26 protein-coding genes and 1 pseudogene are annotated in these 22,372 nt (G+C 69.0%); 19 read left to right on the forward strand and 8 right to left on the reverse strand.

All coding sequences use genetic code 11. The features are described from left to right. The first annotated feature begins 9 nt into the window (after positions 1–9). From ACQHIV_RS07975 to ACQHIV_RS07985, 3 genes are read left to right on the forward strand one after another with little or no spacing between them, the layout of a single operon-like run. Positions 10–1,065 carry an ABC transporter ATP-binding protein gene (locus tag ACQHIV_RS07975; RefSeq protein ID WP_427892827.1) on the forward strand — a complete coding sequence of 352 codons (1,056 nt, stop codon included), beginning with the start codon at positions 10–12 and terminating at the stop codon, positions 1,063–1,065. Further along, positions 1,062–2,564, forward strand: a complete 1,503-nt coding sequence (locus tag ACQHIV_RS07980) for an inositol monophosphatase family protein (protein WP_427892828.1) — start codon at positions 1,062–1,064, stop codon at positions 2,562–2,564. The genes ACQHIV_RS07975 and ACQHIV_RS07980 overlap by 4 nt, the downstream gene beginning before the upstream one ends. A 28-nt stretch (positions 2,565–2,592) precedes the next feature. Further along, positions 2,593–3,570, forward strand: coding sequence for a cytochrome c oxidase assembly protein (locus tag ACQHIV_RS07985; protein ID WP_427892829.1), 978 nt, complete (start codon positions 2,593–2,595; stop codon positions 3,568–3,570). Here the strand turns inward: ACQHIV_RS07985 and ACQHIV_RS07990 are convergent. Beyond that, complete coding sequence (locus tag ACQHIV_RS07990) at positions 3,567–5,126, reverse strand: N,N-dimethylformamidase beta subunit family domain-containing protein (RefSeq protein ID WP_427892830.1); 1,560 nt, start codon at positions 5,124–5,126, stop codon at positions 3,567–3,569. The two genes, ACQHIV_RS07985 and ACQHIV_RS07990, sit on opposite strands and share 4 nt — an antisense overlap. 94 nt (positions 5,127–5,220) lie before the next feature. On the opposite strand from ACQHIV_RS07990, the gene ACQHIV_RS07995 reads away from it, so the two are divergent. Both ACQHIV_RS07995 and ACQHIV_RS08000 read left to right on the forward strand, forming a co-directional pair. Then, positions 5,221–6,063, forward strand: a complete 843-nt coding sequence (locus ACQHIV_RS07995; RefSeq protein ID WP_427892831.1) for a MalY/PatB family protein — start codon at positions 5,221–5,223, stop codon at positions 6,061–6,063. Beyond that, positions 6,060–6,308, forward strand: coding sequence for a hypothetical protein (locus ACQHIV_RS08000; RefSeq protein ID WP_427892832.1), 249 nt, complete (start codon positions 6,060–6,062; stop codon positions 6,306–6,308). The genes ACQHIV_RS07995 and ACQHIV_RS08000 overlap by 4 nt, the downstream gene beginning before the upstream one ends. Here the strand turns inward: ACQHIV_RS08000 and ACQHIV_RS08005 are convergent. After that, positions 6,292–6,873, reverse strand: a complete 582-nt coding sequence (locus ACQHIV_RS08005) for a DUF2249 domain-containing protein (protein WP_427892833.1) — start codon at positions 6,871–6,873, stop codon at positions 6,292–6,294. The genes ACQHIV_RS08000 and ACQHIV_RS08005 overlap by 17 nt on opposite strands. A gap of 54 nt (positions 6,874–6,927) precedes the next feature. Between ACQHIV_RS08005 and ACQHIV_RS08010 the strand changes: the two genes are divergently transcribed. From ACQHIV_RS08010 to ACQHIV_RS08040, 7 genes and pseudogenes are all read left to right on the forward strand, one after another. After that, positions 6,928–7,533: a helix-turn-helix transcriptional regulator gene (locus ACQHIV_RS08010; RefSeq protein ID WP_427892834.1), complete on the forward strand. Its 606-nt coding sequence runs from the start codon at positions 6,928–6,930 to the stop codon at positions 7,531–7,533. 4 nt (positions 7,534–7,537) lie between these two features. Continuing rightward, positions 7,538–7,744 (forward strand): annotated as a pseudogene (locus ACQHIV_RS08015) (O-methyltransferase); the annotation flags it as partial. Next, entirely contained in the window at positions 7,732–8,121 is a 390-nt protein-coding gene (locus ACQHIV_RS08020; protein ID WP_427896427.1) for an O-methyltransferase, read from the forward strand. The pseudogene ACQHIV_RS08015 and the gene ACQHIV_RS08020, both read left to right, overlap by 13 nt. A 64-nt stretch (positions 8,122–8,185) precedes the next feature. Then, positions 8,186–8,680, forward strand: coding sequence for a carboxymuconolactone decarboxylase family protein (locus tag ACQHIV_RS08025; protein WP_427892835.1), 495 nt, complete (start codon positions 8,186–8,188; stop codon positions 8,678–8,680). Beyond that, entirely contained in the window at positions 8,677–9,015 is a 339-nt protein-coding gene (locus ACQHIV_RS08030; RefSeq protein WP_427892836.1) for a GNAT family N-acetyltransferase, read from the forward strand. The genes ACQHIV_RS08025 and ACQHIV_RS08030 overlap by 4 nt, the downstream gene beginning before the upstream one ends. Continuing rightward, the gene (locus tag ACQHIV_RS08035) at positions 9,015–9,923 is read left to right on the forward strand and encodes an SDR family NAD(P)-dependent oxidoreductase (RefSeq protein ID WP_427892837.1); all 909 of its coding nucleotides are present in this window, start codon (positions 9,015–9,017) and stop codon (positions 9,921–9,923) included. The genes ACQHIV_RS08030 and ACQHIV_RS08035 overlap by 1 nt, the downstream gene beginning before the upstream one ends. 18 nt (positions 9,924–9,941) lie before the next feature. Beyond that, entirely contained in the window at positions 9,942–10,418 is a 477-nt protein-coding gene (locus ACQHIV_RS08040) for a GNAT family N-acetyltransferase (RefSeq protein WP_427892838.1), read from the forward strand. Positions 10,419–10,426: 8 nt separating this feature from the next. Here ACQHIV_RS08040 and ACQHIV_RS08045 read toward each other — a convergent pair whose 3' ends face one another. The 3 genes from ACQHIV_RS08045 to ACQHIV_RS08055 are packed head-to-tail and all read right to left on the reverse strand — an operon-like array spanning position 10,427 to position 13,719. Next, positions 10,427–10,975 carry an alpha/beta hydrolase gene (locus ACQHIV_RS08045; protein ID WP_427892839.1) on the reverse strand — a complete coding sequence of 183 codons (549 nt, stop codon included), beginning with the start codon at positions 10,973–10,975 and terminating at the stop codon, positions 10,427–10,429. Positions 10,976–11,026: 51 nt separating this feature from the next. Next, a complete protein-coding gene (locus ACQHIV_RS08050) occupies positions 11,027–12,187 on the reverse strand; it encodes a glycoside hydrolase 5 family protein (protein ID WP_427892840.1) in 1,161 nt (386 codons plus the stop codon). A gap of 20 nt (positions 12,188–12,207) precedes the next feature. Next, positions 12,208–13,719 carry an FAD-dependent oxidoreductase gene (locus ACQHIV_RS08055; protein WP_427892841.1) on the reverse strand — a complete coding sequence of 504 codons (1,512 nt, stop codon included), beginning with the start codon at positions 13,717–13,719 and terminating at the stop codon, positions 12,208–12,210. Positions 13,720–13,790: 71 nt separating this feature from the next. Between ACQHIV_RS08055 and ACQHIV_RS08060 the strand changes: the two genes are divergently transcribed. Beyond that, entirely contained in the window at positions 13,791–14,504 is a 714-nt protein-coding gene (locus tag ACQHIV_RS08060) for a helix-turn-helix domain-containing protein (RefSeq protein ID WP_427892842.1), read from the forward strand. On the opposite strand, the gene ACQHIV_RS08065 is transcribed toward ACQHIV_RS08060, so the two are convergent. The 3 genes from ACQHIV_RS08065 to ACQHIV_RS08075 form a co-directional block, all read right to left on the reverse strand. Then, positions 14,494–14,781 carry a hypothetical protein gene (locus ACQHIV_RS08065; RefSeq protein WP_427892843.1) on the reverse strand — a complete coding sequence of 96 codons (288 nt, stop codon included), beginning with the start codon at positions 14,779–14,781 and terminating at the stop codon, positions 14,494–14,496. The two genes, ACQHIV_RS08060 and ACQHIV_RS08065, sit on opposite strands and share 11 nt — an antisense overlap. Positions 14,782–14,801: 20 nt before the next feature. Next, a complete protein-coding gene (locus tag ACQHIV_RS08070) occupies positions 14,802–15,632 on the reverse strand; it encodes a ZIP family metal transporter (RefSeq protein WP_427892844.1) in 831 nt (276 codons plus the stop codon). Positions 15,633–15,799: 167 nt separating this feature from the next. Further along, positions 15,800–15,997 (reverse strand): hypothetical protein, encoded by a 198-nt coding sequence (locus ACQHIV_RS08075; RefSeq protein ID WP_427892845.1) that lies wholly within the window; start codon positions 15,995–15,997, stop codon positions 15,800–15,802. Between the two features lie 176 nt (positions 15,998–16,173). Here ACQHIV_RS08075 and ACQHIV_RS08080 point away from each other — a divergent pair, with 176 nt between their 5' ends. From ACQHIV_RS08080 to ACQHIV_RS08105, 6 genes are all read left to right on the forward strand, one after another. Further along, complete coding sequence (locus tag ACQHIV_RS08080; RefSeq protein WP_427892846.1) at positions 16,174–17,223, forward strand: LacI family DNA-binding transcriptional regulator; 1,050 nt, start codon at positions 16,174–16,176, stop codon at positions 17,221–17,223. A 79-nt stretch (positions 17,224–17,302) separates the two neighbouring features. Further along, complete coding sequence (locus ACQHIV_RS08085; protein ID WP_427892847.1) at positions 17,303–18,604, forward strand: ABC transporter substrate-binding protein; 1,302 nt, start codon at positions 17,303–17,305, stop codon at positions 18,602–18,604. Then, entirely contained in the window at positions 18,601–19,482 is an 882-nt protein-coding gene (locus ACQHIV_RS08090) for a carbohydrate ABC transporter permease (RefSeq protein ID WP_427892848.1), read from the forward strand. Before ACQHIV_RS08085 ends, ACQHIV_RS08090 begins: the two co-directional genes overlap by 4 nt. 1 nt (position 19,483) lies before the next feature. Then, positions 19,484–20,317 carry a carbohydrate ABC transporter permease gene (locus ACQHIV_RS08095; RefSeq protein ID WP_427892849.1) on the forward strand — a complete coding sequence of 278 codons (834 nt, stop codon included), beginning with the start codon at positions 19,484–19,486 and terminating at the stop codon, positions 20,315–20,317. A gap of 15 nt (positions 20,318–20,332) precedes the next feature. Continuing rightward, complete coding sequence (locus tag ACQHIV_RS08100; protein WP_427892850.1) at positions 20,333–21,424, forward strand: glycoside hydrolase family 172 protein; 1,092 nt, start codon at positions 20,333–20,335, stop codon at positions 21,422–21,424. A 114-nt stretch (positions 21,425–21,538) separates the two neighbouring features. Further along, positions 21,539–22,315, forward strand: coding sequence for a phytanoyl-CoA dioxygenase family protein (locus ACQHIV_RS08105; RefSeq protein WP_427892851.1), 777 nt, complete (start codon positions 21,539–21,541; stop codon positions 22,313–22,315). The last annotated feature ends 57 nt before the right edge of the window (positions 22,316–22,372 follow it).

Here is a 22,372-nt window from a genome sequence, read left to right on the forward strand (position 1 = left end):
AACTCAACTGTGACCACCGCGACCGAAGCGGCCCGCGAGCAAGCCGCGGCCGGGCTCGAGATCAGCGGCCTGCACAAGGCGCTCGGCGGCCGGACCATCATCGACAGCCTCGACCTCACCGTCCGGGCCGGCGAACTGGTCTCGCTGCTCGGGCCGTCCGGCTGCGGCAAGACGACGACGCTGCGGATGATCGCGGGCTTCCTCACCCCGGACGCGGGCTCGATCCAGGTCGGCGGCCGCGAGGTCGTCCGGCTCGGGCCGGAGCAGCGGCCGAGCGCGATGGTGTTCCAGAACTACGCGCTCTGGCCGCACATGACGGTGGCGAAGAACGTCGGCTTCCCGCTCAAGCTGCGCAAGCTGCCGAAGAAGGAGATCGCCGAGCGGGTGGACGCGGCGCTCGCGCTGGTGAACCTGATGCACCACAAGGACTCGCGCCCGGCACGGATCTCCGGCGGCGAGCAGCAGCGTACGGCGCTGGCCCGCGCGCTCGTCCAGGAGCCGGAGCTGCTGCTGCTCGACGAGCCGCTCAGCAACCTCGACGCGAAGCTGCGGGTCAAGGTCCGCGAGGACATCCGCGAGATCCAGCAACGGCTCGGCATCACCACGGTCGTGGTCACACACGACCAGGAGGAGGCGATGTCGATGTCGGACCGGATCGCGGTCATGAACGACGGGCGGATCGAGCAGTTCAGCACCTCGGTCGACCTCTACAGTGCGCCGGCGACCGAGTTCGTCGCGACGTTCATCGGGAGCCTGAACAGGTTCGAGGGCCGGCTCGACGGCGGCCGGATCACCGCGGGGGAGGGCGTGGTCGGCATTCGCCCGGAGGACGTGCGGTTCTCGACGGAGGTTGCCGACAGCAACGATGGCTGGGTGGCCGCGACGGTCGAGCGGGTGGTGCCGCGCGGGCACTTCGCCGAGCTGTACGTGAAGCGCGAGGACGCCGAGCTCCGCGCGTACGTCACCGGTGCGCTGCCGCCCGTCGGCGTCCGCGGGCACGCGCGGGTGGAGAAGTGGCTCGAGTTCGAGGACGGCAAGCTCGTACGGCAGGGGTCGGCCCGTTGATCACCGCACACCGGGGAGATGTCGAGCGCTACCGGGAGAACACGATCGCCGGTGTCCGGTCCGCGGTACAGAACGGCGCCGACCGGGTCGAGATCGACGTCCGCGTCACCCGCGACGGCCGCGTCGTACTGCTGCACGACCCCACGCTGCAACGGCTGTGGGGCGACGACCGCGCTGTCGCCGAGGTGGACTGGTCGGAGGTGTCCGCGCTCGGCGACGGGGACGACCGGATCCCGCTGCTCGCCGATGCGCTGAAGGTCGTTGCCGGTACGCCGGTGACGCTGCTGATCGACATGTCCGACCCGGACTGCGCCGCGCCGGCCGTTGCCGTCGCACGCGAGGTACCCGACGCGCGCGTCGCGTGGTGCGGGGACCTGGACGCGATGCGGCGGATCCGCGGGCTCGACCCGGACGCGCGGATCTGGCTGCCCTGGGACCGGCGCGACCTTCCGCCGGCGGACCTGGTCGCGGAGTTGCGGCCGGACGTCGTCAACTCGGCGTACATCTTCCTCAGCCCGGCACTCGTCGAGGCGGCGCACGCGGCGGGCGCTCAGATGGCCTGCTGGACGGTCGACGACGAGGACGTGATGCGCTGGGTGCTCGCCACCGGTGCGGACGCCGTGACCACGAACCGATTGCGTGTCCTGCAGGGAGTCGTTGCCGAAGGCCCCGAGTCGTGGAAGAGCGCGCCGCGGCCGGCGCTGCTGACGTACGAGGAGCTGGAAGAGGCCATCGCGGTCGCCCACGAGCTGGCACGCTGGGCCGTCGACTACACGAGCAGCGCCGAGCTCGGCGTCATCCGGACGAAGGCGCATGCCGCCGACCACGTCACCGCGATCGACGTCGCGGTCGAGCAGCGCGTCCGCGAGGTCATCGCGGAGCGCCTGCCGGGCCACCTGGTCGTGGGCGAGGAGCTCGGCGGCGTCGCCCAGGCCGGGACGCCGTGCTGGTACGTCGACCCCGTCGACGGTACGGCGAACCTCGCGAACGGCATGCCCTGGACGTCGTTCTCGCTGGCGCTGGCGATCGACCGGGAGCCGCTCGTCGCGGTGGTCGGCGACACCTGGCACGGGCAGGTGTTCGGAGCGGTCGCGGGGCGTGGGGCGGAGCGGGACGGCGTACCGCTGGTGCTGCCGCCGGCGGAGAGCGTGAGCCTGACCGGGACGATGGTCAGCACCGAGCTCCTGGGACATCAGGCGTGGCCGGGGATGTACGCGTTCTTCGACGCGTTGCGGGACCGGTTCTGCACTGCCCGGATCATGGGATCGGGGACGTTGTCGCTGACCGGACCGGCCGTGGGGCGTGGTGCCGGCGCGGTCATCGAGCGCTTCAGCCCGATCGACCACCTGGCCGCCGCGTTGATCGTTCGCGAGGCCGGCGGCGTACTGCTCGACGACGCAGGGAACGAGACCGTCTGGCCGACCGCGGGTGGGATCCTCGCGGCGCGCCCGGAGTACGCGGCCGAGCTGTACGAGGTGTGGAGCACCGCCCGCGGGTGACGGACCGCCGTGTGTAATGCTGTCTGGCATGAGTGGGATGGAGCCGCTGACCTGGGCCTCGTTCCTGGGCAGTTGGCGGCTCGCGCCGGTCTGGCTCGCGGTGTGCGTCGTACTCGCGGGCGGCTACCTGATGCTGCGGCTCCGTGGGAGCGGGCGATCGACGGTGCGTCCCTGGCGGGCGGCGTCGTTCGTGCTCGGCTGCGCGATCCTGTGGGTGTGCATCGCGTCCGGGATCGGCGCGTACGCGATGTCGGTGTTCTGGATGCACATGGTGCTGCACCTGACGCTGATCATGGTCGTACCGATCCTGCTCGTGCTCGGGCATCCGATCACGGTCGCGCTCGAGTCCGCGCCCACCGAACGGCAGTCCCGCGCGCGGCGGATCGTGGCGTCGCGGCCGGTCGGCCTGCTCACGCATCCGGCGGCCGGGCTGGCGATCTACACGCTGGTGATCGTCGGGACGCACCTGACCGGGTTCATGGACCAGATGGCGATGACTCCTTGGCTGATGACGGGCGAGCAGGTGCTGTACGTCGTCGCCGGCTACCTGTTCTTCCTGCCGTTGCTGGGGGAGGAGCCGCTGCACTCGGACCCGGGGTACCTGTTCCGGCTCGTGCTGTTCCTGATCGCGATGCTGCCGGACACCGTCGTCGGCATCGTGCTGCTGCAGACGACCCGCAACCCGTTCCCGATGATGATGGCGATGCATCCGCAGTGGGCGCCCCCGGCGCTGGACGACATCCACGCCGCCGGGGGCCTGATGTGGGCGGCGGGTGACGGGCTGATGATGTTCGCCGCCGTCGGCCTGATGATCAGCGTCGTCACCTCACCGGCGAAACGCGAGCGGATGACCGGGTGCTGGCTGGACGCCGTACGCCGCGGGGTGATCTCGACCGAGGTGGGCGCGGATCCGAAGGAGCAGCTGGACCCGGACAGCGACGAGGCGCACGAGGCGTACAACCGGATGCTGCAGCGGCTCGCCGGCGACCAGGACAAACGCTCCTAGGACTCGGGTTTCGGCATCGGCGCCTCGACGCCGACCTTGCCGCCGGTGCCGGTCGCGGTGGAGGCCTGGTTGTGTACGGCGGCCAGGTTCGGCACCGCCGGATGCGTACGACCCATCGGTCCTGCCGCGAGCGCCTTGAACAGGTTGAGGGTGACCTGGCGCGCGAAGTCGACCGACTGCTGGTTCACGTTGAAGTCCGGGTCCGGGCCCTCCAGCGCGCGGACCCACTCGATCGTCCCGGTTCCGAACACGCCCGCACCGGACGGCACCGTGTAGTACGTCGAGTCCGCGACCGTGTTCCGTACGCCGCAGGTCGTCGGCGAGTGCGCGACCACCTGCAGGTTCCCCGGCGTCCCGGCGATCGGGTACGCGCGGTCCGCCTCGTCTCCGATCAGCCCCTGGTACGACGACCCGAGGGCGGCGCCGGTGCCCGCGAACAGGAAGAAGTTCGGGTCGAACACCGTGAAGTTGCCCTTCGCCGGAGCGCATTCGTAGAGCGTGCCGGTGAGCGAGTTCTCCGGGTCGGGATGCGGCGCCGCCCGCCAGTGCACGGTGGTGTCGGGCGCGTCGTGGACCGGGTCCAGCGAGGCGTCCTTGTAGCCGAACATGATCCGGTTCGGCCCGTGCGCGTCCACGCCGTACCGGACCCGCCAGAACACCGAGTTCGCGCCCATGAACGCCAGGTTCGTCCCGGCGTCGCGGGCTCGCGTGACGGCCGCCCGGGCCGCGAGCGTCCAGTACTCGTCGTGTCCGCTGAACACGATCGCCCGCGCTCCGGTGAGCAGTCCCGGGTCGGCGGCGAGGTCGACGCTGGTGGCGTACGCGAGCGGTACTCCGCTGCGCTCCGCCTGCTGGATGAGCGGGTCGTACTCGTTGAGGACCCCGCGGGCGCCGTCGAAGTCGTACGGGCGGTCGAACGTGACCATCAACGACCGCCTCGTCGCGAGCCGGTGCGGGCCGTGGTAGAGCGAGTACCCGCCCCAGGCGTTGTACGCCTCCTCGGTGTTGACCGCGTCGACGATCAGCACGGCACGGCGGGCCGTGTCCGAGCGGACCATGAACGGGACGTACTTCTCCTTGCCGTCCGCCCCGCGTAGCAGCAGGAGGTAGCCGCCCGCAGGCCAGCCCTTCGTCTGGACGGTCAACGACGGCGTCCAGTTGACGGCGCTGATCATCCGGTCCGCGGACTTGCTCGGCTGAGGTTGCGACTTGCCCGGGATGCTCGCCGACGTCCAGATCAGCTTCGCGCCGGCACCGCCGTACCAGCCGACCCGGTACGCGCGGACCGTGAACGCGCCCGCGGACGAGGTCACGAACAGCCGGAACGGCTCACCGCTGCGCACGCTCACGTGATCGGCGTACCCGGCGAGATCCATCGGCCCGGCGACCTGGGTGTCGGGGATCTGCCACGGCTCACGACCCCAGCCGATCGCGATCTCGCCCTGCTCCGGCCCGACGTCCACCTGCCCCTGCCCGGAGCTGACCGACGGCCCCTGGCAACCGGCCACGACCGCCACCGCCGCCAGCCCGACAGCCAGCAGCCTCGCACCCCTCAACCAACACCTCCCGAGTCCGCGAAGCATCGTAGACAGGCAACAATGAGTAAACGCTGAGATCCTCGAGGCAACCGGTCACATCAGGGCAGGTGAGATGAACGACTCCGTTTTCGACGAGATCGTCGACCGCCGTACGGCGAACTCGATGAAATGGGCCGGTGGCAATCAATGGCTCACACCCGACGAGGTCGCCGCCGACCCGCTGCCGATGTGGGTCGCGGACATGGACTTCAAGGCACCGCAGGCGGTCCGCGACGCGCTGCGCGAGGCCGTCGACTACGGGATCTTCGGGTACCCGAACGGTCCGACGAAGGGCTACCTGGACGCGGTCACCGGGTGGCAGGCGCGCCGGTTCGGGTGGGAGGTCCCGCGCGAGTGGGTGCTCGTGACGGCGGGGGTCATCACCACGCTCAAGACCGTCGTACAGGCGTTCTCGGCGCCGGGGGACTCGGTGCTGATCCAGCCGCCGGTGTACGCGCACTTCCACGACGACGTACGGCTGAACGGGCGGCACCTGGCGTATGCACCGCTGGTTCGGGACGGTGACGGGTACCGGTTCGACGCGAAGGTGTTCGAGGCAGCGATCCGGCCCGACACGAAGGTGTTCATCCTCAGCCATCCGCACAACCCGACCGGCAACGTCTGGCCGGAGGACGAGCTGCGGACGATGGGGGAGATCTGCGCGCGGCACGGGGTGCTGGTGGTCGCCGACGAGATCCATCAGGACCTGCTGATCAACCCGGAGAAGAGGCACATCCCGTTCGCCTCGCTCGGTCCGGAGTTCGCGCGGAACAGCATCACGTGTACGGCGCCGAGCAAGACGTTCAACCTGCCCGGGATGGTCGCGGGCGAGGCGGCGTACACGACGGCGAACCGTGGCTGGAGGAGTTGCTGGCGTACCTGCGTGGCAACCATCGCCGGTTCGCCGACGCCGTGAACTCGGCCACCGACAAGGTGCGTGTGCTGCCGGCGGACTCGTTGTACCTGGCCTGGATGGACTGCCGCGGCCTCGGCCTGGATGCCGAGGCGCTCGACAAGTTCATGCTCACCAAGGCCAGGCTGTGGCTGGACAAGGGCCAGAAGTTCGGCACGGAGGGCCACGGCTACATGCGCGCCAACCTCGGCTGCCCACGCAGCACGGTCGACGAAGCGCTCAGCCGCCTGCTCAGCGCGGTGGGTTGAGGACGAGTGCCTGGCGGCGCTGATGGACGGTCAGGTAGCGGAGGCCGTCGGGGCCGGCGGTGAATTGGCGGTGCGAGCGGCGGGGGAGCCAGACGAGGGCGCCGGGCTCGAGGTCGAGCGTGGTGAGCTCGGTGGTCAGCCGGCCGTTGCCGGCGAGGACGTGGATGAGTACGTCGAGGTCCGGGCCGGCGTGCGCGTCGATGCGTTGGCCGGGGGCGAGCGCGATGATGTTCGAGTCGAGGTCCCGCTCGCGGGCCTGCAGCCTCCACGTCGCGCCGGTCGTGTCGTCGGTGACCGCGCCGGTGTCGACCAGTACGCGGGGGAGCGGCGTACTGGCGAGCTTGGTGATCTTGATCCGCCAGTCGCGGGTCTCCCGGTTGAGGTACTCCCAGTCGTAGCTGCCGGCGTGGTCCGCCTCGAACTCCTCGTGCAGGTGCTGCGGGTCGTGGTCGTTCACGAGTACGAACGCCGCGCCGACGGGAAGTGCGGCGTACCGCGCGAAGATCGCCGGATGCTTGTCGGGCTTGCGCATCTCCCGCACGTCGACCTCCGGTACGGCTGTCATCACGGATCCTTCCTCGTGGGTTTATACAAGTCGAACTTGTGTAAACTCTAGACCATGAGAGCGGACACGGGGCGCCGCGCGGACGTCCTGCGGGTACTGCGGGACGCCGACCGCCCGATGGACATCCCGGAGATCGCCGAGCGGCTCGGGATCCACGTCAACACCGCCCGCTTCCACCTGGACACCCTGGTCGGAACCGGCCAGGCAGAACGCACGACCGCGCCCCACCGCCGCCCAGGCCGCCCACCACTCCTGTTCCAAGCAGTACGTCGAATGAACCCAACAGGCCCGCGCCACTACCGCGTCCTCGCAGAAATCCTCACCACCGACCTCGCCACCACCCAAGCCACCGAGGCGGGCTACCACTGGGGCCGCACCCAAGCCACCCCACCGTCAATCAATCCGGTCGGGCGGTTGATGGGGATGCTTGAGGGGTTGGGGTTCTCGCCGGAGGAGTTGCCGGGGGATGGGGTGCCGCGGATCGGGTTGCGGCATTGTCCGTTCCTTGAGCTTGCCGAGGAGCGTTCCGAGGTCGTCTGCGCGATCCACCTCGGGCTGATGCAAGGCGCGATGGAATCCTGGGAATCGCCCCTCACCGTCGACACCCTCCAGCCCTTCGCGCAACCGGACCTCTGCATCGCCCACCTCGCCCGAAAGTGAGCACATGGACGACAACCTGGCCGCCCTCACCAACGAACTCCACGAGTACGGCGTCGCCCACGACGCAGACAAACCCGACAGGCTCGACCGTCTCCGCAACCTCGAACCCGACAGCGCCGCCCTCCTCGCCCTCCTGGTCCGCGCCACCAACGCCCAGAACCTCCTAGAGCTAGGCACCTCCAACGGCTACTCGACCCTCTGGCTCGCCGACGCCGTACGGGCGAACGGCGGCCGAATGACCAGCGTCGAACTCGACCCCACCCGCAGCGCCGAGGCAACCTCGACCGCGCCGGTCTCCGCGCCGTCGTCGACCTCCGCATCGAGGACGCGGCCGACGCCCTGACCCGATCGACCGACGCCCAATGGGACCTGATCTTCCTCGACGCCGAACGCCCCGCCTACCGCTCGTACTGGCCCGACCTCGTCCGCGTCCTCAGACCCGGCGGCCTCCTCGCCGTCGACAACGTCCTGTCGCACGCCGACCAGGTCGCCGACTTCCGCGCGCTCGTCACCGCCGACCCTCGCGTCAGCGAAGCCCTCGCCCCGACCGGCGCCGGCGTACTCCTGGTTGTCCGCCATCCCGTCTGATCAGCTCCTGAACATCTTGGGTGAAGGCGCTGTGACTACCATTCCAGGACGCGAGAGGAGACCGATGCGACCGTTCCTGGACAAGGCGATGCCGGAGGCGTGGCAGGCCGCGAAGGCGTATGTGCAGGAGATCCGGACGGCGGCGCTCGCACGCGGCCTGAGCGCTCCGGAGATCGAGCTCATCAACGTCCGCTGCTCGCAGCTGAACGGCTGCGCGTCCTGCCTGGACCTGCATTCGCGGAAGGCGCGACAGGCCGGGCTCCCGGCGCAGAAGCTCGACGTACTGCCGGCCTGGCGCGAGACGGGCCTCTACACCGACCGTGAGACCGCCGTACTGGCCGTCGCCGAGGCCGGCACGCTGCTCCCGCTGAACGACGACCGCCGCGCCGACCTCGAAGTCGCGCTGTCGATCCTCGGCGTCGACGGGTTCGCCGCGGCCGAGTGGGTGGTGGTCACGATCAACGCGTTCAACCGCATCTCGATCCTCAGCGAACACCCGGTCCGCCCGCGCGACGCCGACGGCAAGCTGACCAACTCCGACGACGAAGGACGACGATGACCGACCAGCGCTTCGATGTACAGAACCGGCCCGAGGAATCCCGCTACGTCCTGATCGACACGGGGTCCGGCGAGGTGATCGGCGAGGAGGACTACGTCGACGTCGACAAGCAACGGGTCCTGTTCCACACCGGCGTCTCCGACGACTACAGCGGCCAAGGCCTCGCCTCCCTGCTGGTCCGCGCGGTGGTCGACGACGTCATCGCCCAGGGCTACGCCATCGTCCCCGTCTGCCCGTACGTCGCCGCCTGGCTCCCCAAGCACCCGGAGTACGCCGAACACGTCGTGAAGCCCCGCCCGGACCACCTCCGCGCCGTCGCGGCCCGCGAGAAGTAGTGGCGGGCTGGTCCGAGGACGAGATCGGCGATCAGGGCGGACGTACGGTCGTGATCACCGGCGCCAACTCCGGGCTGGGGCTGCGGGCCGCGACTGTGCTCGCGGGGAAGGGGGCGCGGGTGGTGCTCGCCTGTCGGTCGCGGGAGCGGGGCGAGCGGGCCGCGGGTGCGGTGGGTGGGGAGTTGGTGGTGCTGGATCTTGCTGATCAGACATCGGTGCGTACGGCGGCATCGGAGATTCGGGAGCGTACGGGGGACCGGGTCGATCTGCTGATCGACAACGCGGGCATTCCGGCGGGGCGGTTTCGGCGTACGGTCGACGGGCATGAGTCGATCCTTGCGACGAACTATCTGGGCCATGCTGCGTTGACGTGGTTGTTGATGCCGGCGTTGCGAGCCGCTCCGGCGGCGCGGGTCGTGACCGTGTCGAGCATGGCGCAGCGTGGCAAGGGGTTCGATGTGGGGGATCTGAACTTCGAGCGGCGGCGGTTCCGGATGGCGTACGGGTACTCGCAGTCGAAGCTGGCCGGCCTGATGTTCGCGCTGGAGCTGCAGGAGCGTCTGCGGGGGTCGTCGGTGATCAGTGTCGCCGCGCATCCGGGTTTCACCGCCACCGAGATCGGCGCCGCGGGCGCCCGGAACCAGGGGCTCGGCGCGGTCGCCCGGCCACTGAACGTGCTGACGAAAGCCTTGTCCCAGCCGGTGTCCGAGGGCACGCTCCCGATCCTGTACGCCGCGACCGGCCGCGACGTACGGGGTGGCGACTACTACGGCCCGTCGAAGTTCGGCGAGTTCTTCCGCGGCGTCGGCCCGGCCCGGATCGACCCGCGCGCCGAGGAGCGCGCCGTACGCGCACGCCTGTGGGACCGCACCGCCGAACTGACGGGTGTCACGCCCGATCCCGCCTGACGAGCTATCGTCTCGACGGTGACCGTCAGCGTGCGCTCCTACCGACCCGAAGACGCGGAACCGACCTGGGAGTCGTACTTCCACGCGGTCCGCGACACCGCCTCGAAGGACTACTCACCGGAGCAGGTCGCCGCGTGGGCGCCGGAGCAGGTCGACCTCGAGGAATGGGACGCGCGCCGCGCCGCCGCCCACACGTTTGTTGCCCTCATCAACGACCAGGTGGTCGGCTTCGGCGACGTCACCGGCGACGGCCTCCTCGACATGCTGTTCGTCCACTCGTCCGCCACCGGCCGTGGCGTCGCCCGCGCCCTGGTCTCGGCGGTTGTCGCGAAGGCCCGCTCGCTGGGCCTCGTGGAGCTCCACACCCACGCGAGCCGCACCGCCCGCCCCGCGTTCGAGCGCTTCGGCTTCGAGGTCACCCGCGCCAACGACGAGAACTGGATCCGCGGCCAGAACCTCCCCAACTACGATATGCGGCTGAGGCTCAGCTCCTGATGAGGCTGTCAGGGCCAGACGATCTTGTCGAGGAAGTCTTCTGTGGCGGTGGCTACCTGCCCGAGTACGGCGGTTGAGGCGGCCAGCGGGCCGGGGACGTACAGGCCGTGGTCGGCGCCGTCGATTTCCAGGACGTGGTCGGTGAGGTCGTGGGCGAGGGTGGAGTTCCACAGCGGGTCCGCGGTGCCGCCGACGAGGAGGAACGGGGCGGTGGCACGGCGTAGGGCCCGGACGACCCAGTCGCTGGTGAGGACCGGGGTGAGCCAGATCGCGGGCAGGTGGTGATCGGCGGTGAGGGTCGCTGCATGGCTTCCCAGCGACTTGCCGATCAGGAGGGTCTCCGGTGCGTCGAACGACGGTACGGCGCGTTGGACCTGCTCCAGCACCCACGGTCCCCGCTCCTTGGGGCGGAGGGTGAGCGGGCGGTCGTAGTCGTCCCACCACACCCGCGTCACCTCGGCGCCGCGCCGTTCGGCCGCGTCACCGGCGTACATCAGCAACGGCGCCGTGGGGCCGAACTGGCCGCCGGGCACCAGGATCGCCTCGCGTGCACTCATGCCCTGGATCCTAGGTGCCCGGCGCCACTCGACCGGGACGGTACGCGAGCGTCAGCCGGGCTGTTGCTCGATGTTCATCTCTCGGACGATCTGTGGTGGACGTCCGTCGGACCATGCCTCGGCCCATCGCGTGGTGAAGGCGAGGCCGGCGACGTCATCGGGTGGCAAGGCAACGATCGCCGGAGCGAGCTGGGTGCTCGGGGCAACCTTCCGGAGCTCGGCGACCACCTCTGCGAAGCGCCCGCCGGCGGGCTTGACCTTGTTGTCGATGTCGAGCAGCCCGAGGCCGTACTCGAGCGGCGCGAAACCGCCGTACTCCGGCCGGATGTCGTGCGACGCCCACCAGGTCACCGCGCTGACGCCGGGGACCGAGAGCGAGTGCCGGAGCAGCCGTTCGGTCGCATGTTCGACGCTGACGTCGGTGACCCATTCGGGAGCGACGCCGATCTCCTGGATCCAGATGGGCTTCGGCGCGGTCTGGTGCGCGGCGGCGACCTGTGCGAGGTACGCACCGATCGACCACGCCAGGTCGTTGTCCTCACCGAAGTGACCGATGAAGCCGCTGAAGTACGGCCAGGCATGGACGGTCGTGATGTCGGGTTCGTTGGCGAGCAGCGCGGGGGTGAAGCCGGTCTGCGTGGTGGTCCACGGCTGGTGGTCGGCGCCGAGGACGACCGGGAGACCCGGTGCCGCGGCGTGCGCGGCGTGGATCAAGGTACGCGCCCAGCCGTCGAGGTCCGCCGTGGTGACGGTCGAGGGCTCGAAGCCGACCAGCATGTTGGGTTCGTTGCCGAGGTCGATGCCGGCACCGGCGGGGTGATCGGCGACGAGTTCGGCGACGGAGCCGATCAAGGTCTTGGCGGCGGACACCGCGAGGGCGTCGGTGAACAGGTTCGCCTTCGGGAGCCACGGCGGCCGGAACACCCAGCCGGAGAGGAACCCGTTGAGCACGGTGACCCAGACGTCGAGCCCGACGTCGTGTGCGCGGTCCAGCAGGACCGACAGCCGGGTCATCGCGGTGGCCGAAAGGCTGGTCGGGGTGGGCTGGAAGACGGGCCAGAGGCATTGGATGCGGACGTGGTCGCAGCCGAGGGCGGCGATCGCCGCCAGGTCGTCGGCGATCGAGCGTTCGTCGAAGTCCAGCCAGGCGTTCCACCACTGCTGCCGTGGTACGTAGTTGACGCCGAAGGCTGGGCGGTCCGGTTCGGTCATGGCTCAGTCTCTCCGATTCCTCACGCGACATCCCAACCGAGGACCTGGCCCCGCTCGACGAGCCGCCTCCGCAACGCCGGAACGTCGACATCCTGTACGGCGCACCCGGCCCGGACGGCCTGCACCGCCGCGACCGCCGCGGACTCGGCCAGCACGCAGAACACCGGCTCCATCCGCGTCGCGGCGTACCCGATGTGCGTCGCGGACAGGCAGACCGGGACGAGCAGGTTCCCGCAGTCGCCCCGCTTCGGCGTGACGGCCCGGTAGGGGACGGGGTACGGCCGGCCGGTGCCGAGATGGCCGCCGATGAACATGTCGCCCTCGGTCGCCACACCGAGCTGCCCGGTGGGGCCGGCCGCGGGAATCCGGCGTACCGGATAGACGTCGACACCGAACAGCGCGAGCCCGATGCTGTCGTCAGGATCGTGAAGGTTGGCGACGTCCGCCTGGGTGACGGTGTAGACGCCGTCGAGCCGCCGGGCGACCCGCACGTACAGCTGCGGCGGCCACCCGTCGGTGTCCGGGAACACGCTCGCGTCGAGCCCGTACGCCGCGGTCTCCGCGCGGAACTCCGCCGGTACGCCGGGATCCGTCGAGAGGAAGTGGTGCAGCCCGCGCAGGTAGTCGATGTGCTGACGCCAGACCCGCGCCCGGGTCTCCCAGTCGCCGTCCTGGTACGCGCGGCTCACCCCGAGCGGGGCGTTGGTGACCAGGGAGGCCCGCTGGTAGTTGTACTCGCCCGAGTTGAGCCAGCCGGGGAAGATCCCGCGCAGCGCCTCGAGGTCAGGCCCGAGGTGCGCGACGTACCGCCGTACCAGCTCGTAGTCGTTGGGTGAGTAGTTGTCGGGCGGGGTGATCGGCGCGCGGGTGGCGGGGTCGGTCGTGACGTAGAAGCGGAAGTTGTACGCCTGGGCGTAGTCGTCCGCGGCGCCGACCGGCCGGCGGTGGTCCGCGTCGAGGAGCGGGAGGATCTCACCGGGCGCGACGTACGGGTCGATCGGAGTCCAGTTGGTGACGGGCCGGACGCCGGCGAGGTCCTCGCCGAAGTCGTCCCGCGACTCACGCCCGGTGCGGTACGGGACCCCGGCCAGCGCCATCAGGTCGCCCTCGTACGACGCGTCGATGAAGACGTCCGCCCGTACGTCGATGTCCTGGACCGACTCGCTGGCCGGCAGCGGGACGCCCCACCGGTCCGGCGTCGAGGTCTCCAGCTGGATCGCGGTGATGCGGTTGCCGTCGCGGGTGACCGAGCGGACGCGACGCTCGAAGTGGACGTCGATCCCCGCGGTCCACTCGTGGAAGGCACGCTGTACGTCGGCCGGGTGGTCGCCGAAGCCGAAGACGGCGTCCCTCGTCAACCCGCCGACGGCCGCCGGCAGCGGGCAGTCCTGGCGCGGCTTGATGCCCGCGCTGAGCATGCCGCCGAGCGACCGGCCCGGTTCGATCAGTACGACGGACGCGCCTTCCTGCTGCGCGGTCATCGCGGCGACACAACCGGCGGGCGTACCGCCGTACACACAGACATCGACCATGGCATGCACTCTGCCGCTCGGTCTGTCTCAACAACATAGCGATTCTGAGCATGTGCATGTACTTTTTTGCCATGCTCACGCTCGACGGCTATCTGCTCGCGCCACGCCGGGAGCAGTTCAGCCTCGCCGTCGACACGTACGAGACGTGGAGCCTGCTGCTGCCCAGGAACGGCGCGTTCGCCTTCGAGGTCAGCGGCGTACCGGGGGGTGTCGCGAAGTTCGGCGACATCGTGATCTGCCCGCCGGGCGGTGTGCTGTGGCGCCGGATGCAGCGCCCGACCGCCTTCTTCCATGCACGTTTCAGCACCGAACTCGAGCCGCCGACCGGTCTGACTCGGCTACTGGATCTGGACCGCCTCCGCGCGGACCTGGCCATGCTCGACGACAATCACGCCGAGCTGATCGCGACCCACGTGGTCACCGACCTCGTCCTGCTGGCGTCCCGCAGCCATCGCCCCGGTGACAAGTTGGTGCTGGAGGCAACGGCCTACCTCCACGACCACTTCGCGTCACCGGACCTGTCTCTCGCGGACCTCGCCGATCAGCTGGGCATCAGCCCTGGCCAGCTCTCGCGCCGCTTCAAGGCGGCCCACGGCGTCACGCCGGCCAACTATCTGCGCCGTACTCGCCTGCGAAGGGCCCGCGAGCTCCTCACGGAGACCGACGACACCCTCCAGAGCATCGCCGAGCGCTGCGGGTACCGAAGCGCGTTCTACCTCAGTCGCGTGTTCAGCAGCCAGACCGGCCAGTCGCCGTCGCAGTACCGGCAGACCGTCAGGGTCTGACCTGGCGGCGGTCGGCGGCGATGGTCATGACGATTCCGGCCAGGAGCGGGACGAGGCCGATCGCGCCGACGACGGACCCGGTGACGAGAAACCCGCGGACCAGTTCGCCGAACGACTCGGTGTCCCCACCACCGCCGAGGACGAAGAGCCCGTACGGCATCACCATGATCACGAACGCGAGCGCGAGCACCACACCACCGACGACGAGGCTCGTCATCCCGGTCCGCCGCGGTTGGCCCGAAGGCGTCGGAGATGGGTTCGGCCAGGGCTGCGACATGCCTGGACTGTACCTGTTGCTCAGGCCCCTGCAGCGGTGACGACGGCGTCGGTGGCGAAGCCGGCCAGCAGGCCGAGCAGGATGCACCAGGTGGTGAGCTCCTTGAGACCGGCCTTGCGGGCGACCGCGAGGAGTTCGATGACGACGTACAGGATCGAACCGGCGGCGAGACCGAGGAACGCCACCGACAGTGTGTCGTTGACGAACCGCTGCCCGACCAGGGTTCCGACGAACGTCGGCCCGCCGCCGATCAGGCCGAGCAGCGCGAGCGTGACCCAGGACGGCCGCTCGCCCGCGGCCGCCAGCGGTGCGACGATGCCGAATCCCTCGGTGGCGTTGTGCAGGGCGAATCCGATGATCAGCAGGACGGCGAGCGACATCTCGCCGGTCGCCGCGGAGTTGCCGATCGCGAGGCCCTCGGCGAAGTTGTGCAGGCCGATCCCGGTGGCGATCATCGTGGCCAGGCCGGCTGCGGCCGAGGCCGCGTGCGGCTTCAGCGCGGGATCGCCAGTGGCGGCGGCACCGGGGCCGGCTTTCGGCTGCGCCGTACGCCGCCGCGCCATCCAGCGGTCGTAATACACCAGCCCGAGCAGGCCGATCCCCAGCCCGGCGGCGAGGACCAGGCCGTTGCCGAGCGTCGCACCCCAGTGCTTGTCCGCGAGCGCGGTGTCGATCGGCTCCCAGGCGTGCGCGAGCACGTCCCAGAGCAGGAAGAGCAGGATGCCGATCGCGACCGCGTTCAGCCCTGCCTTGAGCCGGGGCGCGGGATTGCGCAGCCGGCCGATCGGAAGACCGAGATAGATGGTGAGACCGGCGACTGCGCCGAGAACCGCGACCTGCGAGCTGGACATCAAGACTCTCCGGGAAGGTGGAAGTGCAGCTCGGACATTAGGTGAGGCAAGGCTGACCTCACAAGTCCAGAGACGGAACTCACGCTCCCGCTGAGAACCCGCTGAGCAGACCCGGTGGTACCTGCGGCCGGCGCGACCGCCCGACGCAGGTACTCGACCGGTCTGCGTTACTCCGCGAGCTTGGCGATGGCCTGCGCCCAGAGGAAGTACTTGTTGGTGCCGAGGTCCCGGACCGTGACGATGTTGAACGCCGCTTTGAGGTGCTCGGCGTCACTGTCGCTCACGCCCTGGAGAGCAGCCACCGGAGCATTCGCAAGCTCCTCGAGCGCCTTACCTTCGTACGCCTTGTCCAGCTTTGCGTCCATTGCGGACATGTTCGCGTCCCTTCTGGGTCAGGAATGGAGTCTTCAACGTAGCGGGCCCGCCGCTGGTCCTCGAAGACCTCGTCGGCGCGGCCCGGAATCCGGGGCTTGCGTCAACGCGTTTGACGGGATCAGGCTCCCACTTGTCAGGAACGGCAATCGTTTGACGGATGGTTGACATGGTGACCTTGCGGGACATCGCCGAGCAGGTCGGCGTCTCGGTGTCGGCGGTGTCGTTGGTGCTGAACGACCGCGCCCGGGGCCGGATCAGGTCCGATGTCGCGCTCCGGATCCAGGAGGTCGCGGCCGAACTGGGCTACGTGCCGAACCTGCTCGCGCGGGGTCTGAAGACCCGGCAGTCGCTCACCATCGGGCTGGTGTCGGACGGTGTCGCGTCGATCCCGTTCGCGGGTCAGATGCTGGCCGGCGCGCAGCTCGCGGCGGCCGAGCAGGAGTACCTGCTGATGCTGATCGACACCGCCGGGCACCCGGAGGTCGAGGGACCGGCGACCCGCGCGCTGCTGCAGCGCAACATCGAGGCCCTGATCATCGCCGCGGAGTTCCATCGCGACGTCGAGCTCCCGCTGGTCCCGAACTCGTTGCCGATCGTCGTCCTGGACGGCCGGCCGAAGGATCCGCGGGCCGGGGTGGACTGGGTGGTGCCGGACGAGGTCGGTGGCGCCCAGGCGGCGACGGAGCGACTGCTGGCGGCCGGCCATCGCCGGATCGCGTTCTGCAACATCGGCGATCCGACCTTCGTCGCCCGTGAGCTGCGCCGCACCGGGTACGAGAAGGCATTGGGCGCGTACGGCGTCAGCGTCGACCCCAGTCTGATCGTCGAAGCCGCGGACCCGACCGCCCCGGCCGGACGTGGCCCGGCGCTGGAGCTGCTGCGCCGCCCGGACCGCCCGACGGCCGTGTTCTGTTTCTCCGACCGGATCGCGATGGGGTTCTACCAGGTGGCCGACCAGCTCGGTCTGGAGATTCCGCGGGACCTGTCGGTGGTCGGTTTCGACAACCAGCAGTTCGTTGCCGAAAGCCTGCTGCCCAGCCTGACCACTGTCCAGCTTCCGCATCGCGCCATGGGCGAATGGGCCGCTGAACAGGCGATCGTCCGCAGCCGGGGCGACACGGACCCGGAAACCGGCACGGGACCGGCCCACCGGCTGATGCCGTGCCCGGTCGTCGAACGTACGTCGGTCGCGCCGCCCGCTCCCGGCGCCGTCTGAGCTCACCCGTCCACCACCTGCGAGCCCGCGTGGCCGCAGGGCGATCAGTCACGCCTTTCCACAGTTCAAGGAGCCAGTGATGCCATCAATCTCGCGCAGAACGTTCACGGCGGCCGTCGTCGCGGCCGTCACTACGACGAGCCTCACGGCCTGCGGCGGCGGTACGTCGGGGAAGTCCGGCAAGACCTTCAAGATTGTGCAGTACGAGACGCCGTCGACCGCGCAGGGTCAGGGCTGGCAGAAGGCGCTGGAGATCTTCAGGGCCAAGCACCCGGACGTGAAGGTCGAGTTCCAGCAGACCAGCTTCGACGCGTTCCGCCAGAACGCGAAGATCACGCTGTCCGGCAACGACGTACCGGACGTGGTCGAGTTCAACAAAGGCAATGCCGACGGCGGTCAGCTGGCCGCGCAGGGGCTGCTCGAGCCGCTCACCGACCAGGTGACGAAGAACGGCTGGGACAAGAAGGTCACCGGGTCGATGGCGGCGTTCGCGAAGTACGACGACAACGGGCACGCCGGGTCGGGCGACTGGTACGGCGTACCGAATATCGGCGAGTACGTGATGTTCTACTACAACAAGGCGAAGTTCCAGCAGGCCGGAATCACGAAGCTGCCGTCGTCGCTCGCGGAGTTCGAGGCCGCGATGGACAAGCTGAAGGCGGCCGGGCAGATCCCGATCTCGAGCTCGGCGAACACCAGCCAGGGCTTCAACCAGATGTGGATCTGGTACTCGCTGGTGTCGGCCCTGGCGACCCGGAAGCAGATCGACGACTTCATGTTCGTGAAGGCGCCGGTCGACTTCCACAGCGGTCCGTGGAAGGAAGGCGCGGACCGGTTCCAGCAGTGGATCGACAAGGGGTACGTCGGGGACAAGCTCGGTGGACTGTCCTTCGAGCAGGCGACGGTCAACTTCCTCAGCGGGAAGACGGGGATGCTGATCTGGAACAACGGTGAGTTCGCCCGGATCCGGAAGGACGCGAAGTTCGACTGGGGGTACTTCACGCTTCCCGGTGCGGAGCTGTCGATGGGGTCGTCCGGTCACCTGTGGGGCGTGCCGGCGAAGGCGAAGCACAAGGACCTGGCGTACGAGTGGATCAACACGACGCTGAGCCCCGAGGTGCAGAACGTCATCGGGCAGCAGGGCGGGCTGCCGCTGGCCGGAGACACCGCGCAGATCACCGATCCGATCACCCGTCAGTTCACCGAGCGGTTCGACCAACTGGTGAAGGCCGACACGCTGTCGTTCTACCCGGACTATCCGGTGCCGGGCTTCCTGGACTTCATCCAGACGCACATGCAGGCGATGTCGAACAAGAACGAGACCTCGGCGCAGTACCTCGATGCGTTGCAGAAGTTCTACGACGACGGCACCAAGCGATGAGACGTGCCTACTGGTGGTACCTGCTGCCGATAGGCATCGGGTTCACCGCTGTCGTCGCCGTACCGTTCGCGGCGAATGTGGTGCTCAGCTTCTTCCGCTGGAAGGGCGGGATCGCGCCGCTGCACTGGAACGGCCTGGGGAACTACAGCGACCTGTTGCAGGACGCGAACTTCTGGCTGTCGTTCCGGAACTCGGCGTTCATGATCGTCGCGATCGTGGTGATACCCACGGGACTCGGGATCCTGCTCGCCGCGACGCTGGTCGACTACCTGGGCAAGCGGTTCGGAGCGCGAGCGGCGAGTTTCCTGCGCGCGACGTACTACCTGCCGCAGATCCTTCCGATCGCGGTCGCCGGGTTCATCTGGAGCTGGATCCTCGATCCGGGCAGTGGGTCGATCAACATGTTCCTGCGCTCGGTCGGGGTGAGCGATCCGCCGGATTGGCTGGGCAGTCCGGACCTGGCGCTGTACTCGGTGATGCTGATGCTGGTCTGGCTGCAGCTCGGATATCCGTTGGTCATCTTCATGGCTGCGCTGTCCCGGGTGGATCCCGAGCTCTACGAGGCCGCCGCGATCGACGGGGCCGGGTGGTGGCGGCAGTTCGGGGCGATCACGTTGCCGACGGTACGGCCGGAGATCTTCATCGTGGTGCTGACCGCGACGGTCGCCGCGCTGAAGGTGTTCGCGCCGATCCTGATCCTCACCGGCGGCGGTCCGGAGGGGTCGACCGTGGTTCCGTCGTACTACGCCTACCGGAACTTCTTCGAGCTGTCGCAGGTCGGGTACGGATCGACGATCGCGACCGTGATGGCGATCGTGATCTTCGGGGTCGCCGCCGTACTGCTCGGCTGGCAGCGCCGGTCGGAACGGAGGGCGTGACGTGGTGAACCGGACTCGCTCCCCGCTGGCCTGGGCCGTTCTCGTCGCGGGCGGGCTGGTGGCGCTGGTGATGTCGTCGCCGTTCCTGCTGATGGTGCTGAACGCCTTCAAGACCGGCGACGACTACTCGAGTCGCGGACCGATCGCGTGGCCGCACAGTTTCAGCCTCGATGCGTTCAGCAACTACCTGTCGATGGTCGACTTCCCGGTCGCGTTGTGGAACTCGATCCTGATCTCGACCGTGGTCGCGTTCGGCGGAGTTGCTCTCAGCCTGATCAGCGCCTATCCGATCGGGGTCGGCCGGATCCGCGGCAGCGGGCTGATCCTCGCGGTACTGCTGCTGTCCACGATGCTGCCGCACGAGGCGCTGATCTATCCCTTGTTCTACGGCGCCCAGGCGACGCACACCTTCAACACGGTGTGGTCGGTCATCATCGTGTTCGTCGTACTGCAAGGGGCCTTCGGCACCTATCTGCTCGCCAGCGTGATGGGTACGGTGCCGAAGGAGATCCTCGAGGCGGCCGCGATCGACGGCGCCGGCCGCCGGCAGATCCTCTGGCGGATCGTCCTGCCGATCCTGCGGCCGACCCTGTCGGTGCTGGTGGTGTTCTTCTTCATCTGGACCTGGAACGAGTTCTACATCCCGGTCGTGCTGCTGGCCGACCAGTCCTCGCAGACCGTCCCGATCGCGCTGTCGACGCTGCGTGGGCAGCACTCGATCGACATCACCGTACTCAACGCCGGGTCCCTGCTCTCACTGCTTCCGACGCTGGTGTTCTTCCTGATCTTCCAGCGCACCCTCAACCGCGGTGTCACCGCGGGTGCCGTCAAATAGCCCGAAAGGACTCCTTTGTTTCCGACCTTCGAGGTTCCTGTCCTGCCCAACGGCGTCGTGAGCCGGTCGATCAACGCCGAGAACCGGACCGGGGCTCCGGGCGCGGCCGCGCGGACCGAGTCTCCGCTCGGCCCGTCCCGGAAAGGTTCGCCCGCGGTCGTGCTGCCCGCGGGTGAGACGGTCGTCCTCGCCGACATCGGGGGCCCGGGCGTGATCCGGCACATCTGGATCACCGTTCCCGACCGCACGCAGCACGGTCCGTTCGTGCTGCGGGACCTGGTGCTGCGCGCCTACTGGGACGGCTCGGACCTGCCGGCTGTCGAGGTTCCACTGGGCGACTTCTTCTGCAACGGATTCGGCACCCGCGCGCTCGTCACCTCCGCTCCGATCGTGGTCGCGCCGACCGGGGGCATGAACTGCTACTTCCCGATGCCTTTCCGTGCCGGCGCCCGGATCACGCTGGAGAATCAGCACCCCGGCGACCTGTCGGGTGTGTACTTCCAGATCGACTACACCCTCGGCGACGACCTCGATCCGGGTACGCCGTACTTCCACGCCCAGTGGCGGCACTCCGACGGCACCGCCCCGCTCGGCACCGATCACGTCATCCTCGACGGCGTCTCGGGTCGCGGTACGTACGTCGGCACCTACCTCGCGCTGACCTCCCTGCACCGGTACTGGTGGGGCGAGGGCGAGGTCAAGTTCTACGTCGACGGCGATGCCAAGTTCCCGACGCTGTGCAGCACAGGCCTCGAGGACTACGCCGGTGGTGCCTGGGCCTTCCAGGACGAGTTGCGAGCCGATCCGGAGATCATCACGTTCAACGCGCCGTACTGCGGGTATCCGTTCCACTCGACCCGCGACCGTTCCAACGCCTCGCCGTTCTCGACCGAGGCGTTGCCGATGCACGGCCTGTACCGCTGGCACCTCCCGGACCCGATCCACTTCGCCGAACGACTCTCCGTCACGGTCCAGCAGATCGGCGCCTGGGACCACGGCCTCTTCGAACGCCAGGACGACCTCGCCACCACGGCGTACTGGTACCAACTCGCGCCGCATACCCCGTTCCCCCCGCTCCCGCCCGCCCCCCGGCGCCACCCCCGCTGAAGCCGCCCTGCTTGTCCGGGGTGCCGTTGTGGCGAGTCGGGATGTTTATCGGTACACGGGTGGCGTCAGAATTGGTGGGTGACCGGCGGTTCACCACGAAAAGAGGGCACAGACATGCTCGATCCTGTTGTCGGCAAGGGTGCGTTGACCGAGACCGATCGCTTCATCTTCGAGTCGTGGGGCTACTTCCTGATTCCCGGGGTCCTGACGAAGGACGAGGCCGCTGAGGCGTACGACGTGTCGCAGCGGCTGCACGCGGACCGGGACCGCGAGTTCGGGCAGATCGGGCGGACGTACGAGAACGAGCCGGTGCTCGAGCGGCTCATCGACCATCCCGACGTACTGCCGAAGGTTCAGGGGCTGCTCGGTGACCGGTTCGTGCTGCAGGCCGGCTGGAACACGATGCAGCCCGCGCACGCGGGGAACGGTGGCTGGCATCAGGACGGGTCGTCGGCCTTCGACTTCAAGGAACTGGGCTACCCGGTTCCGCTGATCCAGTTGCGCGTGTCGTACCTGCTCACCGACCAGACCACGCCGGGGATGGGCAACATGGAGCTGATCCCGGGCAGCCACCGCTCGCGGGTCGGGCTGCCGGCGTCGATCCGGGAGAGCAAGGGCGACATCGCGATCGGGCACGTCGTGTGCGCCGAGGCCGGTGCGGCGCTGGTGTTCCACAACGGGGTCTGGCACCGGACCTACCGGCACGACGGCGACTACGACCGCTTCACGACCCACTACGTCTACAGCCCGCCGTGGGTGCGCGCGGCCGACCGGTTCGGCAACGACCCCGAGTTCCTCGAGCGCACCACGCCGCTGCGGCGGGCGCTGCTGGGCGAGTTCAGCCGCCCGGACGCTCCGTTCGGCGCCAACTACGATCCGCTGCCGATCTGAGGCACCGATGCAACCAACTTCGCACTCGTAGGCGTGTCTAACCCGGTATCGAGGACC

This window comes from Kribbella polygonati (assembly GCF_050320105.1).
Classification (GTDB): domain Bacteria; phylum Actinomycetota; class Actinomycetes; order Propionibacteriales; family Kribbellaceae; genus Kribbella.